The 15,859-nt window shown below is 58.4% G+C and carries 8 protein-coding genes and 1 pseudogene; 4 read left to right on the top strand and 5 right to left on the bottom strand.

The features are described from left to right. Positions 1–766: 766 nt before the first annotated feature. The 3 genes from Q2M23_RS29410 to Q2M23_RS29400 all read right to left on the bottom strand — a co-directional run bounded on the left by Q2M23_RS29410 (position 767) and on the right by Q2M23_RS29400 (position 5,569). Complete coding sequence (locus Q2M23_RS29410) at positions 767–3,040, bottom strand: hypothetical protein (RefSeq protein WP_316397900.1); 2,274 nt, start codon at positions 3,038–3,040, stop codon at positions 767–769. Between the two features lie 667 nt (positions 3,041–3,707). Continuing rightward, positions 3,708–4,049, bottom strand: coding sequence for a hypothetical protein (locus tag Q2M23_RS29405; protein WP_233443032.1), 342 nt, complete (start codon positions 4,047–4,049; stop codon positions 3,708–3,710). 275 nt (positions 4,050–4,324) lie between these two features. Next, positions 4,325–5,569: a cytochrome P450 gene (locus tag Q2M23_RS29400; RefSeq protein WP_316397899.1), complete on the bottom strand. Its 1,245-nt coding sequence runs from the start codon at positions 5,567–5,569 to the stop codon at positions 4,325–4,327. 827 nt (positions 5,570–6,396) lie between these two features. On the opposite strand from Q2M23_RS29400, the gene Q2M23_RS29395 reads away from it, so the two are divergent. Next, positions 6,397–7,482 carry a radical SAM/SPASM domain-containing protein gene (locus tag Q2M23_RS29395; RefSeq protein ID WP_316397898.1) on the top strand — a complete coding sequence of 362 codons (1,086 nt, stop codon included), beginning with the start codon at positions 6,397–6,399 and terminating at the stop codon, positions 7,480–7,482. Between the two features lie 116 nt (positions 7,483–7,598). Here the strand turns inward: Q2M23_RS29395 and Q2M23_RS29390 are convergent. Then, positions 7,599–8,867, bottom strand: a pseudogene (locus Q2M23_RS29390) (NAD(P)/FAD-dependent oxidoreductase). Positions 8,868–9,173: 306 nt separating this feature from the next. Here Q2M23_RS29390 and Q2M23_RS29385 point away from each other — a divergent pair. Both Q2M23_RS29385 and Q2M23_RS29380 read left to right on the top strand, forming a co-directional pair. Then, complete coding sequence (locus Q2M23_RS29385) at positions 9,174–11,480, top strand: hypothetical protein (RefSeq protein WP_316397897.1); 2,307 nt, start codon at positions 9,174–9,176, stop codon at positions 11,478–11,480. A 1,087-nt stretch (positions 11,481–12,567) separates the two neighbouring features. After that, entirely contained in the window at positions 12,568–13,734 is a 1,167-nt protein-coding gene (locus Q2M23_RS29380; RefSeq protein WP_316397896.1) for an acyl-CoA dehydrogenase family protein, read from the top strand. Positions 13,735–14,061: 327 nt separating this feature from the next. Here the strand turns inward: Q2M23_RS29380 and Q2M23_RS29375 are convergent, their stop codons facing one another. Next, positions 14,062–14,502 (bottom strand): VirK family protein, encoded by a 441-nt coding sequence (locus Q2M23_RS29375; RefSeq protein ID WP_141341422.1) that lies wholly within the window; start codon positions 14,500–14,502, stop codon positions 14,062–14,064. A 702-nt stretch (positions 14,503–15,204) separates the two neighbouring features. Between Q2M23_RS29375 and Q2M23_RS29370 the strand changes: the two genes are divergently transcribed. Further along, positions 15,205–15,534, top strand: a complete 330-nt coding sequence (locus tag Q2M23_RS29370; RefSeq protein WP_316397895.1) for a hypothetical protein — start codon at positions 15,205–15,207, stop codon at positions 15,532–15,534. The last annotated feature ends 325 nt before the right edge of the window (positions 15,535–15,859 follow it).

Raw genomic sequence — 15,859 nt, 5'->3', positions numbered from 1 at the left:
GGCTGCACCCGTCATAGGCGTCTGCCTACAGGATGGCGTTATCGAGCCAGATGTGCCCGAAGATATTCAGCCGAGCGGTCGTGGGAACATTGATGCCGCCGGGCCGGTGCGCCACCAAACGACAGATCGTCCGGACATGGACCCAGCACCGGCGCGGATCGAGATCGGGCGCGCCCCAACGCGCTCAAGGAACAACGAAAAGCCCCAGCACCTTCTGGGGGCCGTGGAAGCCGGGATGCTGGGGCCATCGTAGCCTCATCCAAGAGCAGCATGGATAGGCAACCGCACTGTGCATCGCCAATTCGATTCGTCAAACCGGCCCAGGATACTTGTCTTCCTGGGGGCGGATCATGCAAAAGCGCCCTAAAATCCCGCCGAAGGTTTGCCCGCCAGTTCGCAAGGATATGACAGGTCTTTGCCGCCGTTCGTGATCACATTCGAACGGATCGCCGTCGGCACCGGACACATTTGTCCCTCCAACTAAAGCACACCGTGCCATGGGGCCGCTTGTCACCCGAGCGCTGGTCTTCGCACTCGGTCGAATCGCTTCGTAGTGGGGGCTTGCTCGTGCGGCATCGAAAACGGATTGCCTGCGATTGTGTAGATAGAGCGCGTGTCTCTTCCCGCGCCTCGATTCTCCCAGGAGTTAGTGCCCGCGGGCCCAAGGTGCGGTTCATTCGAACACTAGGATTCGGATGCGAAGAAGACCGATGCCGTCACCACAAGCGGCACTCTGCCGAGACGCCTTGACTGGTCTCGTGTCGAGTCACCTGCGTATCCCGTGCTCCGTCTCGGTAAAAGGATAGCCTGGGTAGCCGCTAAAAGCGGCACCTAACAAGGATTTGCAGAACGCAGGCGTGAGCTTGCCGCGGTGAATCACGACGTCATCGTGGCCTGTTGCAGCTCGAGCGTTCTGCCAGAGGCGATTGTAGCCGCGCTGTTCGTTGGATTTCACGTGGCAAGCGGCGAACTCGGCGTCATCCAATGTCGCCAACTGCCATGCATAGACCGGCCGCTTCGTATGGATGTGCACCCACATCGGATGTGGCACCGCACCATTGACCAGTGGCGCAGGCTGCAGCTTGATCTCGAACAACTTTCCTGGCTCGCCCTTCAACGCGCGCGGTGGCTCCAAGGGAGCCAACTCTTCGGCCGTCTGCAACCGTTCGAGGTACTTCTGCGAGGGGAACGCGTAGGTCTTCATGCAATCGATCTCGATCGACGCCTTTCGTGCCTTCAAAGCATGTATCTGCCCCTGAACCTCCGACAACATCGCCTTGAGGCGGACTATTTTGTCGTGCACTTCCGGCACTTGCACAGGCGTGAGTAGGCCGCGTCGGCGAGGTTCGTCGAGCGCGGCTACACACGCCTCTATCTCCGCAGATTGGCTCTGCAGCCGCTCGACCACGGTGTCCACGACGTGGTCGGCATCTTCCGGCTTCATGTGGCGCGCTTGCGAAACGGCTCTTTGCTGACTGCCCAGATCGAATTGCAAGAGTTCGTCCAACCGCTCGAGCAGGCGTGTCAGTGCCTCCTTCGATGGCGGAGCCTGCCATATCGCCAAGTGTCCCCTCGCCGACGATGACGCCCTCGCATGCGCCTCCTCCGCACTCGCGAGTTTCTTCGTGCCCAGATCCGAGAGCACAATGACCTTGGCGGCTCGCGCCGTGTCAGCGTCGGGCATAGCGGGCTGCGGCTCGGGACGCCGCCCGGCTGCCGAACTCCCCGCACCTCCGGCCTGCCTGCGCTTGCCCTTCCCTTTCCTGCGCGCTGGACTGTCTTCGGCCGCCGGGGCCCTGCCGGCGGCGTCGGCCGGTATCGCAAGGCCAGCCTCCGTTGGCGGTGCAATGATGGCTGGTGTCTTCGGCTGCACTGCCAGGAGGCGCATAACCTCATGGGCAGTGACCCACGCTCCTTCCACGATCTGATCCAACAGTTCCAACGGAAGCTCGGGACTTGCTCCCTTATTCCTTAGCTCGGCAACCATGTTGGGCAACGCCGACGCAAATTCCGATAGGCGCTCCATGACCCCTTCCAGAACGGCGCAGTGCGCTGCATCGAGGGCTTGCCCTTTGCTCTTCAGGACAGCGTCGCCCGTTGAGAGGAATGCCGGAATGACATCCTCCATGAAGGTTCCGAGTAGACGTGCCCGACCGTTCTCGCCCAAGAGGATTTGCCTGACGGCCGGGTCGAGCGTGCTCGCCTGCGACTCAATCATGACCCGCGCGAGAGCGACCTGCGACTGCAGATGCACGCACTTCGTATACAGTGCCCAGCCGGTGTGCAGCCGTAGTGTCGCCTGTTCCGCCTGTCGTATTTCGGCCGTTGCACTTGGCAAGTTGGCAGTGGCTGCGCAGACGGACTGCATCCGTTCGGAGCGCAATGCCTTTTTTCCCCACCAATCCGTGCAGGCCAAATAGTGTTTCGCCGCACTAGAAGCCGTTCGGATCAGGTGGTCGGGCGGAGCATTGGATTGGCGCATCCGCTCGAGTATCTTTCCTGCATTCTTCCTACTCTGCTCCAAGGCGTAGATAGTCGGCGCGGCCAGCGCGTTGCATTGGTTCCCCGCATCCAGCGTCTGGTCACGAACTCGGCGAGCCTGATCGTCGAAAAGAATGCCGCGCGTCACATCTGGGGGAAGGCCCGCGTAGTAGTCCAGAACTGCTGCGCCCGCTTTGACAACCTGATCGATCAACTCTTGCGCCTCAGACGAGCTCTGAGCGCCCATGGCAGCGCTGTGGCAAGCATCAAGTTCCTCAAGCAGGCCGTCCATATTTCGTTTCGCTGCGTTGATCCCCTCACCACTTGAGGAAATGGGGACTGCCACACCCGAACCTGAGGGCAGGCTCGCGAGCGTCGCCATTCTATCTTCAGGCGCTAAGCGCATCCGCTCCACGACGGAGTCGAAAACCCGGTTGCCTTCCGCAGGGACAAACGCAGGGACAAAATTGGGCGCCGAAGGCGTACTACTCGATCCCGACGTGCTGTCGGCTCCTGTAGCCCCAACGTACGGCTCGCCAGGTCGGCCAATGCCCGTCATGTCCATCTCCCATACGGTCAACAATGCGCAGCCTCCCTGGATAGACCGCCTGGCTGACGGTTGGCTGACGAAGGATGCTCTGCGGATGCACAAAGAAACCCCCGGCCGCCCGAGTTCCAATTTCATGGAAGCTGTTGTGGCGCTGGAGGCAGCAATAGGGATGACCCATGAGGCGCGGGAGGCTCGGTTGTAACGCGTGTCCGCATTCGGCGCTGCCTCGCCGTGACCAATAGAAATGCGCACTGCCAGGCTGCGCGTTATGGCAGTGACGGCGATCCCTCAAGGACTCGGCGATGGCGGCGGCTTGTCTAGGGCATAGCCCTGCCAGTGCCTTCCCGAATACCGAAGGCTGTCTAGCATGCCGAACCGTGGAACGGACTGGAGGACTGCGGCAAAGGAAGTACCGGTAGGATGTCGATTTGCAGACTTTCGGCAGCAGCGAACCTCTTGCTAACCGGGAAAGAGATGCCGTTGTTCGACCGAGAGTTTACGGATCCAACCAGAAGAGTTTACCGATCCAACGATACGTAGATGTGGCTCGATTGGAACGGTGCGTCGTAACAACCTCTTTTTCTCGTGTTCGAATTGAGCAGAACGGACGTTGTGCAAGTCCTTTTCAGGATAGAACCGCCGAGATGCTGCCCATCTAGGCGTACTTGGAATATGCTCATAAAAATAACGCGGCGAGCGTGCCAAGCACACCGAGCGCCAATCCGATCAGCGAACCTACCGTCGGCACGTCTCGAAACAGCAGAAGCGTGAGAATCGGTTCCACCACTAAAATTGCTCCCACCGATGTCGCGATGATGACCCAGATATTCTCAAGATACATGTAACCCAGTGCATATCCGAAGACGAGAAGGATGCCGCCGAACGCTATCAGCAGGAACATCGGCAGGAGAGTTGTCAAATCGCCGCCGTCCTTTCCGAATTGCTTTGAGGCAACCAACTCTGCAATGATCGAAAGCGCTTCTCCAAAGAAAATCGCGCCCACCGCTACAATCTTCAATGTTGAGCTCATCGCTTGACACATCGAAATTGCTGTCAAAGGTTGTTTCCAATCTGGGATCGGTCTCTGGCCTGCCTCAGCCAGCAGGAAAAGCCGACGCCCTCGAGCACCTCCATTCGTCGCTTGTCGCAGGCGCTCAACGTTTGCCGAAAGCCACCCGGCTCCCGAGACGCCTCGCGCGGATCACCGCTTTCGGTCCTGCGCGGCGGAGAGTGGTCAAACAGTGAGACGAGACCGCGCAGCTGAGCGGCTGCTAGTAGCCGGAGCATCACGACCTAAGCTGCAATCTGCGCAGGAAGAGCGGAATACCCGTGGACAAAGTTGGACGCAATTCGCTCGGGTTCGCCGACAACCTTGATCTCCAGCCGCGCCTTCAAGATTTCTTCCCAGAGGATTTTCAACTGCAGCTCTGCAAGATGTCGCCCAACGCAGCGATGGATCCCGAATCCGAACGAAAGATGTTGCCGCACGTTCTTGCGGTCGATGACGAAGCTATCGGCATTCTCGATGACCTCTTCGTCCCGGTTACCAGAAATATACCACATGACGACCTTGTCGCCCTTCCTGATATGTTTCCCACCTACGATGATATCGGCCGTGGCGTTGCGGCGCATATGTGCGATGGGCGTTTGATACCGAATAATCTCGGACACGGCGCTTGAGACCAGCTTGGGATTATCGCGTAGCTTTTGCAGCTCGGAGGGATGCTGGTTCATGAACAGAAGACCGCCGGTAATCGAATTGCGCGTTGTATCATTCCCACCCACGATCAGAAGAATTAGATTGCCAAGAAATTCGCTCGGCTCCATGTGTCGCGTTGCAGGCGAGTGCGCCATCATTGAAATCAGGTCGAGACGCGGCTCGGCATTGATGCGCTCGTTCCAAAGCCGCGCGAAACACGCCAAGCACTCAGACAAAATCGCACTTCGCTTCTCCCAGCTGTCGACGGGCTGGCCGGTTTTCGGAATTGCAACAGCCACATCCGACCAATAGGTCAAGAGCCGCCGATCCTCAAATGGAAAGTCGAATAGCGTAGCAAGCATCTGCGTCGTCAACTCGATGGAGACCCGATCCACCCAATTGAAGTCATCGTTGCGCGGCAAGCCGTCCAGAATCGTTCTGACGCGACGGCGGATCAAGCTTTCGAGCTTCGTCAGGTTTTCCGGCGCGACGATCGGACTTACAGTATCACGCTGCTCGCGATGCTTAGGAGGACCCATCTTGATGAAACTTTGCGTCCAGTGCTTGTCAGGCACGTCGGCGATGGTAACACCCCGCTCCGACGAGAATATCTTGTGATTGGTATCTACCTCTACGATATCGCGGTATTTCGTTAGCGACCAATATGGACCATAGAGGCTTTCTTGGCAGTAGTGGACGGGATCTTCCCTTCGCAGCCGCTCGAAGTAATCCCATATGCTATCGTCTTGAAAGCGCTTGGCTTCGCTCACATCCAGCTTGCTCAGCGGGACATTGGAGGCGTCGTCGTCGGCTCGAAAGTCCGCCAATTGCGTTTTCATGATCGTCTCCGCAGATTTTGCTCTCTCAAGAGATGAGGGATCCACAGATCGCGATCGATAGTTTCGAGCTGCCGTGGCGTGCCGGTTGCGAGCGGGTCGCTGCTCCAGCAGAATATCGCAAAAACCGGACAGTCACCCCTACCATTTCCGGCAGGTAAGTATCGTATTGACTTTCTAACTCCGTTTGCGCCAGTGGGGCGATGAGAACCATCCGCGCTACGTAAGCGGTGCCTAATGCTCCAGCCAGTGGCTGCTCAAGCTATCAAACAGGACGCAATGCGACCGCAGCTCCCCCCTCTTTAAGAGGCCAAAATGCGAAGTCTTCAGCTCCTAACGGCCGCACTCAATTCCTTGCTTGGCGCTGGATCGTGCGGTGACCACCGCCCGCGCTGATCCTGCCCACGAAAACGGTTACCGCCGCTCCGCCGGGAACAGCAAGTTTGTTCATCGGTATGCAACAAGGCTGCTTCATCCATCATCCTGACCAGCAACTTGCATTTGGGCGGGACGGGAAGCTCTCGCGGACAACTGCCGTCGAGGGCTGCGATGATTGATCGTCCGCGCCATCACGTTCACATCGTCGGGGCCATTCGGGAGGGCTATCGCTCCGCCTGACATAAAAAAGAGGGCCTCGGGTCCGCGCCGCCCGTCAAGAGGAAATACGAAGTCCCGATGGGGCGGGCGGTCAGATACTCGTTCCGCTTCGCCAGGATTGCGTAAGCGTCCCCACCGAGGTTACCGAGTCCAGCATCAAGTTGTGCGAAACGAAACTATGATGCCAATGACGGCCAACGGTACCAAGTGGCGGTTGTGGCGGAGAGGAGGAGTTGACGCGCCAGATCAGCCCCACCTTGCTTGAGCATTATCGAACTCAGCGCGTTGTTAGCGTTGAGGCAGGATCTTGGTCTAGGTCGTTTCGCCAAACGACCTATCCTGGATTTGCAATCCGTGAGAAGCAAGGCAAGCCGCTGCGCACCAAATGCTGCGCTCTTTCTCCAATTCTCCGGCACCTGAAAGGACCAGACAGAATGATGGCATATCCCATGGTGTTACAAAGCTTACGCGCCGTCAATCCTGGTCGCAGGGTGTTGGAGATAACCACGACCGCAGGATGCATCGTCAGATGTTCATATTGCTCCCAGGACAAGTTCGCCGATCGTCAAAGACCTGTGTCTCTAGCGAAGCATCTTGGCCTGCACGATTTCGAGCGATGTTTGGCACGCGTGCCCACGGCTACCGACATCAGTTTTGCCGGCTACTCGGAGCCTTGGCTGCATCCGTCGTGCACCAGCATGGTTGAGCATGCTTACGCACGCGGCCATGACATCCGAATTTTCACGACCCTTGTCGGGATGAACGGGAGTGACGTCCGGCGCTTGCAAATGCTCCAGTTTAGGGCTTTCGTCGTCCATGTTCCTGATGACGGCAGTTATATGAACAGACGCCTCGTTGGAAAGTCCTATCTCAACGTCATGGGCCAACTTCTCGAGGCGAACATTCCCTCAATTCGATTCGTCGTGCTGGGCACAATCCATCCCGCTCTCGCCGACATCATTCCCGCTAAAAAGCTTGAGCGCTTGCGGCCACTGAGCAGCACGCGAGGACGTCTCGATCCGGATATCATCAAACCACGACGGCCGGTCATCGGAGCCTTGACATGTCTTGGCAAACAACAATATCGCAATATCCTTCTTCCAAACGGCGATGTTACTCTGTGCTGCATGGATTTCGAGCGGCGTCATGTCTTGGGCAATCTTTTGCGCGACGAGTACGAACATCTCTTTGAAGGAACAATCTTTCGCGAAGTCGTCGATCGCATGAACGGAATGGCTGGTTTTCTGCTCTGCAGGAGGTGCGAGTTTGCCAATCCGCAGACGTCAGGACGGCGTATGGACGCCGACCAACAAGCTTGACGGCAGGGCCACGCGACTGCGGATGTCAAGAATTCACGTAGATCGCTACGTGCCGGAAATGGCCATACCAACGGGGAAACTCGCCTTGATCGGATATACGACTGCCACTAGGTGGATCAGAGACGCGCTCCAGCGAGGTGAACCAGTTGGGAGCCTGCTCTGTAGAGGGCCTCACGGGCGGCACGAAACCGCCGATGTTCAACAGGCCCCGCTGGAAGTGGTAGATCCTTTTCTGCAAGGTGGCCGAGGACGTAGGACGCCAACACACGGCCGAAGACGGTCCCGGGTGCAATCCCGCGTCCGTTATAGCCGCCGACGGAGACGAGGTTACGGTCGAGCTTGTGAAAGCGCGGCAGGTGGTCCGAAGTCATGCCGATCATCCCGAACCAACCGGTTTCGAACTCAAGCTCATCGAGCTGCGGAAACAGCCTGCGAAGCGATCTGATCGCCCAGGCTCGGTGAACCAAGGCACCGATCCCCTGTAAAGCGCCAACGCTGCCGAACACCAGACGGCCCGACCGATCGAAGCGAAACGAGGAAAGGACCGCGCTGGTGTCCCATGCTCCCTGCCGTTCGGGCAAGATTGAGGTCCTGAGACGATCTGACAACGGCCGCGTGGCCAAATTGAAGTAAGGAAGACGGACCTGCGACCAAGGTCTGTTCCCGTAAGCGTCGGTGGCGACGACCACCCACTCAGCACGTACGGATCCCATAGCCGTGCCGACCCTCCAGCACAAACCCATGTCGCTGACTGTGAGAACCTCAGTCCGACTGAATATCCTCGCGCCCGCTGCAAGCGCAAGGCGCGCCAAACCCCGCGCATAGGCCAGCGGCTGTATTGTACCGGCGCGCTTGTCTAGCATCGCGCCAGTATAGTTGCCTCCGCCAATCTTTCTGCGGGTCTCCTCCGCGTTAAGCACGACGACCGGAGCACCGCGCTTTTGCCACTGCTCGGCACGTATCTGGATTTCCTGCAAGCCCCTATGGCCGACCGCGCAATGCAGGGTCCCCGCGCGCTCAACTTCGCAGTCGACCACATCTCTCTCGATCAGTTCAAAAACCTCTTACGGTGCTCCAGCCAGCAATTCGATGAGCCGTTCGCCAAACGGAGGGCCAAGCGTACCCGAGAGCGTGTCGGGCATGACCCACATGCCCGCATTGACGAACTTAACGTTGCGCCCAGAACCACCGAACCCAATTTCGTATGCCTCCAGCACGACGGCGCGCGCGCCAGCCTTCGCGAGGTGAATGGCTGCGGAGAGACCGGTGTATCCACCGCCGATCACGACGACATCAGCTCTCGCATCGCCTACAAGAGGACCCGTATTCGGCGGCGCGGGTGCCGTCAGTTCCCACAAGCCGTGCGATTTGGGATTGCCGTGCATCCGACGAACTCGTTCTGTCCATCATCATGAATGATCTCGACCTACACATCGTGGCTGGCGGCAATAGAAATCAACTCCAACATTGTGCACTTGCTCTTCTCCTCAAAGGAGGCAAGTGCGTTGGCCAATTGCCGTGCTCCTCCCCTCTTTGTCGCCAACTTTATCTTGAGGGCACCACGCAGCAGCACCTCGGAGAAGGCATTTGCCGACTCCCATTGATTCCTACATCTGGCGAGCCCACGTCAGGTTTTGGAAAGCTGAGGGTACTAGCGAGAGAACACGAGGGCGACACCAGCAGACGAGACCATGGACCGATTCAACAATATCAACCCAGCCGATACCGGACCCGCTGCGTCCGAAGCAACGGTGGAGCAACCGCAACGGCAGCAAGCCGAATTTGAGCAGCACTTGGGGGAAGCGGGTCAGGCTGGCCCTATATATCCACACCGAGAGCTTTATGATGTCTCTGAGGAAGACGATCGCCTGATCCAGGCAGCGTCCAGCGCTGCCCTCGAGCGAGGGCCACCGCCGGGTTCTACCACCGTGAGCATTTATGATCGCCGACTTCGCAAATTGGCCGAGTTGCTGAAGCAGTCAGGTAAATCAATTGCTGAGCTCAATGACGATACGTTGCTCGCTTATGCCAAGAAGCTGCTGCCAACGGACAAAGTCATCGCTCCAGCATTGTTGATGGTCAGCCGCTACCGCGAGCCTGACGCCATCGCGAGGCCCACCAAAGCACATTACCGTCCTTCCAAGGAAGATGAACGGCTCATCAGGGAGGCCGCTGAGGCAGGCTTCGGTCGAGCAATCGACGCGAAAACGGCCGGAAATTATGCTAGCAGTCTCCGGAAGCTAGCGGCAGCACTGCGACCCCTGTCAATGGCTAAACTCAGCGACAAAGCGCTGCTCGGTCATGCCAAAGCTTTGTTTCGGGATGACGATAAACTTGTCTACGCCTTGAACAGGCTCAGCAACTATCGCGCGATCATCGGGCCGAACAATTTGGGAGCAGCCAGCTCGCGCCTGCCGACGCAGCCAGCCGCCCATTCACCGCTGCAGGTTCTCGAGGAGCAGCCTTTTGGGAACGCTGCGGATCGGGGCGCATTGGCGGCTGACGGTTTCAATGCTCCGCAGGGTTGGCATGAAATGGGTTTAGCCACTTATTCTCCCATCCAAAGTGTAACCCAGGACATGCTTTTCGACGCCGCGGAGCGGAGCGGCGAGCTTACGCCTTCCAGCTTCGATGCATCGCTGCTTTGGCAGGGAATGCGCGATGCCGCTTCCTGGCCCGTGCAAAGTTTCGTTCAGGAACAGCATTTCGATGCCGCGGATCGCCAGAGCCTGCTGCCAGCCATGCCCTATGATGCATCGGCGTCTTGGCCGACGATGAGCTCCGCCGGCCACTCTAACCCGCAAAGTGTCGACGAGAGTGAGCTTTTCCATGCCGTGAATCGAGAGGACGCGCCGGCAGGCACAACTTTCGATGCACCTGAACTGTGGCCGCCGCCAAGTTCAGTCGTCCCCTCGCCCATGCAAAGCTTTGCCCAGGAAGATCTTTTCGATGCCGCGGATCGGGAGGGCTCTGCGACCGCGGACCGTCTTGTTGTACCGGAGTTTTGGCGGGAAGTGGGCTCGCCTGACCGCCCAGGGATGCAAAGTGTCCGTGGGGAAGAGTTTTTCGATGTCCTCCCCTCACAGCCGAGCTCGCGGCCGCAGAATCCTGCCTCTGAAGAGTACCTTGCAGGGATGATGGACCAAGGCGGTGCTATCCTCGCCACGAGGTCTCCCCCAGGCAGCGAAAGCTTTGATGCTTCCTGGGCCGTTCCAGACGACTTCTCCCACGGCAACCAGTCCGCGCCGGATATGATGCGCTCCAAATTGGGCCACTGGGGTCTGTTGCCCGACTCGGCACAGCGGGTACAGACCTACGACATTGCCGGTGAGCGCTATACGGCCGTGTTAGGACCGGGAGGGCGCAATGATGTTCAGCTTATCCATCTGCGGTCTCCCGCTGCCGGTGACACGTTTGATGTTTCATTCGCGGTGCCAAGGGACTTTTCCCATGGCACGCAGCTGGCGCCCGACATGATGCTATCCACCCTGGGCAAGTGGGACTTCTTGCCTAATGTGGAACATCCGATCATGAACTATGAGATTGGCGGCGAACGCTACACGGCTGTGTTGGGACCGAGCGGATCCAACGACGTTCAACTCATTCATCACCCCAAGTTCGCTTTGCTGGGTGACGCTGCGCTTTTGACGCCGACGCCTCTCGCGCATACGTACGGCGGCCTTCTACCCGGGTTTGATCCGCCCGCGTCGCTCGAATTGCGAAAGGCGGCGGCAAACCCTCCAACGCCGTCTGCGGCGCAGGCATCGGGCCATCAGCCGCTCCGGCAAGTGCCTGAAATCGGAGAGTTGTTCCCCCACGACTGGAGGCACGGCCCCCAAGAGGCTTCGCCTGCCGTGATCGACATGCTCCAAAATCTGGGTCTTCTGCCGAGCGAGTATGTCCCAATGACACGATTTTTAATCCACGGTCAGCCCTACACGGCCGAAAGCCTGCCCGGAGGCCGCGTTCTTCTCTTCCATCGGCCACAATTTGGCTGAACGAGGTGCTCGGCGGCTCGGACAGCTGCTCAAGCCTTCCGAGCCTAGGTCGGAGCTTTCGCTTTCAGAGATGTTAGAACCGCATCCGAATGACAGCTTAACCAGTGAGCAAACCCCAATGCGGCCAGCGCCCGCACGATTCTTAAGCTCAACGATTTCAATCGCCTTGTGCATCGCATTCGGCAGCTAACTTTCACGGTTTCTGATGCTAGGTTGAATGTCTTTGCAGGAACAGCTTGGCGGTTGCTCGCATTAAAGGTCTCGATTGGAGGCCGGGTCCACATCTGTCGAACCTGAAATGCGCCCCCGGCACTACAACATTTATGGGGAGCTCGATCTCGAACAACACGTCTCTCTGTCGCGGTACCTCCACGGCAAGGAGACGACTGCAGGATGAGGTATAACCGGTCGGATGCGTCGGGGTCTTGGGCCGAAGTCGACCCATATCGACGAAAATCATATGGATGGTTATTGGCTATACGCAGCCAAAGAGATTCCAGCACACAGTCGCTTGTGATCCCTTCGTCGAGAGACCATCTAACGATTGCTCGGCCTATACCGCTGCGGAGTCTCAACTCGAAAAGCAATGACAGCTTTTTCTATCGGATCACTTGGACCTCCGAGCGGTCGAAATTGGAAATCGAGGCCTGCTTCCGTCCTGCTCCGCCCGTCGTGTTCGTTTGACAACGTCCTATGCCAGAAGTCGGACATGGAGCCGCGAAGCTCAGAGCGTATCACGTAGTCTGCGTCTCTTCGGCAAGGGTGCCAGATGATATCTCATTGGCACGCCGATTGCTGAGAAGATGGCAGATGCGTGCCGCTCGGTTGGGTCGCCAGCAGCAGTTCGCGGGCGTGATCGGCCGTGAGCCTGGCAACGAAAGCGACCGCCCCTAATTCGAGAAGACCAGACAAATCATGCGCTGCGGTCACCCACGAAAATGCAATCTCGCAATGCGAGCCTCCAACCGTCTGATATTGCGCAATGATTATGTTCCCAAGACGAATCCGCCGCATCTACGATCTGGAAGGATATCCGCTCTTCGTCAATGGCGCGCAGTAGCACCCGTATAGGCACCAAGGAGAATTTATGAACGCTTCTCCAGAGATGATCCCGTCAGAAGCCGACGTCGAGCCTGTCAGCGGGGATAACCTCTCCTCGTTGCTCGCCGAGATCCGAAGCCGTCGAAACACGTTCGCGGTCGCGCAAAAAATTCCAGGCGACATAATCGATGGCTTTAAACGAGTTGGCGTCTATCGAGCTATGGTCGCCAAGCGTTTCGGCGGCGAGGAGCAAACGCCGGCCGCGTTCTGTCAGCTGATCGAGCGCATTTCCGAGGCAGATGGCTCGGCCGGTTGGGTCGCCAGCTTCGGTGATGGGGCTTGCAATCTCGCTGCTCTTCCGGATGAAACACTCGCCAAAGTCTATGCGAATGGACCCGATGTGGTGTACGCGGCTGCGCTTTTTCCGCTACAGGCCGCCAGGCGCAGTGCCGGCGGATTTGTCGTGAACGGCGTGTGGCCATTTGCCAGCGGCTCGCCCGGGGCGGCTTTGATCGGCGTCGGCATCAGGGTGGAAGACGATCCCATCGGCGACCTTCCGCGTGTAGCCGTAGTGCCGGCCGAAAAGGTAACTATCCGCCCCAATTGGGACGTCATTGGGCTGCAGGGAACCGGCAGCCATGACTTAGTTATCGAAGACGTCGTCGTGCCGGAGGAATGGACCCTGGTCCGCGGCGGCTCGCCGACACTCGACCGGCCGATCTACCGTTATCCGTCAGTGACGTTCGCCGCCCAGGCACATGCGATCGTTGGCGTCGGTATTGCGCGCTCCGCACTGAACGAGGTGATCGCTATGAGCAGGAACCGCGCCTCGATCACCGGAGCGCCTGTGATGGGAGAGCGGGGCTACATCCAACTAGAAGCGGCCAGAGCCGAGGCTATGCTGCGTTCCGCGCGGTCCTTCTTCTATGAGGCTACCGATGAGCTGTGGAACGAGGCGCTCAATGACGCGGTAAATCCGAATACGGCGACGCTGATGCGGCTCGCCGCGACTAACGCCGCGCTTCAAAGCGCCGAGGTCTGTAAGATCGCGAGCCGTCTCGCCGGCACTGGCTCACTGTACACGACGAGCAATCTGGCGCGCGCGATGTGCGACAGCTTCGTGGTTGCTCAGCATGCGGCTTTGAACGAAGGGACACTTCAGCGTGCGGGCCAACTCCTGCTCGGAGGTGCAGCGCAGCCAGGCTTTCCTTGACGTGGTTCATTCGGGAGCATTTTCGCACGAGTAGCTGCGAAGGAAGGGCCACGAGCCATCAAACGGCCAACGCTGTAGCAGCGGTTTCTCCGCTTGCTCCGATCTCGTTATCTTCAGGACCGGGACCCCGCTGTCGTGGCGGGTATTCGCTCGGTACCTTGAGCGACTGCAACAAGTCCGAGCGGCTCGATGAGCCTCGCGGAAAAGACGGCCAGAAACAATCTGGCCGTCTCTCATGATCGATATTATCCGCGTGGCTTGCGAAGATACCCGCACGGCTAAAGGATCGAGGTCTCCAAGCGCATCCCCGTCCCTGTACTCTTTCGTTTACCAGATGAACTTTGCGCCATCCGGCAGTTCACAGATGAATTCGCCCTGGTTCACGAGTTCGGTGGTCCCGACGACAAGCTTTGCGGCCCGCACCGTGAGCTTACCTTCGCGGCTGAGGCTATGGCGAATGTATTCGGTCACCGCATGTCCGGAGCTGTCCACCGTTTGGTGCGCATTGGCGAAGCTGATTCCGTTCTGCGGGGTCACCCTGAATGCATTGATGACCAGACCGGCCTGTGTCGCCGAAGCTGGCTTGCCACCCTCCGCGGCAGCACAGCGGCTCATGTCCAGGATGAGCTTCACGTTCTTGCCGGCCTGCAGAGCATTGAGCACCTCAGTGTATTTCGGCGAGGGCTCATCGGCTCTCGCCATCGTGCTCACGCTCATGGCCGAAAGCAATGAGAGCAGGATCGCCAGCCCTTTGCCAATAAACTTCATATGCTCTTCTCCCTCGATAAGTACCACTGATCACACGTGGCAAGATGCCGTGCTCGCAAGCCGTTTGGCGGAAACCAGACATCAAGCACACGCGCGCCTGCGACAAAAACAACCTGTCGCAACCAGGCGCAAGTGGCTCTGGCGGCTATCCCCACCTCACAACCTCGTAGGTCAGGTTTGCTAAAGCGGCCTATCCTCGTGCGACATCGCTGGAGCGATTTTGATCAAGTGGCAGCCGCTCGGAAACCACAAACGGCAAGCGGTCGCGCTGATCCAATGGAGACCCATACGATTGGATGCCACGACGATCGCGACGATGCGGTTCCTCACGTGCGCGTAAACGAACGATTTCCAACGAACATTTAGACCAGCCACATCTGCCAGCTTGTCCACCTTGATACCCTGGCAACGGCTCTTTGCCACTCAGACGACAGACCAACAATGAAGCGAATCTCGCTCCGCGCGGTGAAAAGGCTCGTCAAGGCTCCAATTTCGGCCTCGTCACAAATGGCAGACCGCACAAAGCAGCACCGATTTGTGATCCATCGATTTGCGCCGCTTCCACCTGGCTCAGCGCTCGCCTCACTGAACTCAGCCGGTGACCGTCAAACCGACACTGGCTCACCGCCTGGTCCGTCAGCTTCTCGAAAGCTGCACCTGCAACAATCTACACTAGCAGCCGGCACTCGAGGGGAGAGAGAAATGAATGTTGATCCACGGGATGCTCCAGACGCTCGCTTTGAGCTTCAGGACGTGCTGCAGCAGCCGCATCGGACGGACCGGCAGCCAAACGAACTGAGCGTACAAATTAGCACACCGGCATCCGGCTCCGAGGAGCAGGCAAGCTTTGAGCAGCAGCTAGATGATTTGGATCCAGACGAATTGAATTCGGTCTACCTTACCTCCCTTCCGGAAAATTATACGACTGCTACGTCCTCGCCCGCGCCGCACGTGAGGGTCCCGGAAACCAGTCCCTATCCAGCCACGTCATTCGTCAGCGCGCGCGCTCAACTTGCCGCGACGCTCCCTTAAGGACGAGTTGAAGGACGCGCGCAGGCTTCACGAACAATAGCTTGAGCAGCCTGCGCCTCGAGCTATCAAATGCCTCAATCGGCGCCGTTATGAGAGCGAACTCGACGCCCGGAGCCCATTCAACTCGCTCTTCCAAGTGATTCTTTGGCGGTGCTCATTCGTGTTTTTCGGCTATTGCCTGGCTTGAGCCGGTGAAAACTCCGCCTCTACCCATGGCCGGCTTGGCCTGACGCAGGAGGCGTTCAACCAGAAGACCGGTGGACGCGACCGCATGGCCAGCGCACTAAAAGCTGCATCACCCATGGTATGGCAGGCGGCGGCGAGC

Source organism: Bradyrhizobium sp. 33ap4 (assembly GCF_032654765.1).
Taxonomy (GTDB): domain Bacteria; phylum Pseudomonadota; class Alphaproteobacteria; order Rhizobiales; family Xanthobacteraceae; genus Bradyrhizobium; species Bradyrhizobium australafricanum.
This window is presented reverse-complemented; position numbering and strand designations above follow the sequence as displayed.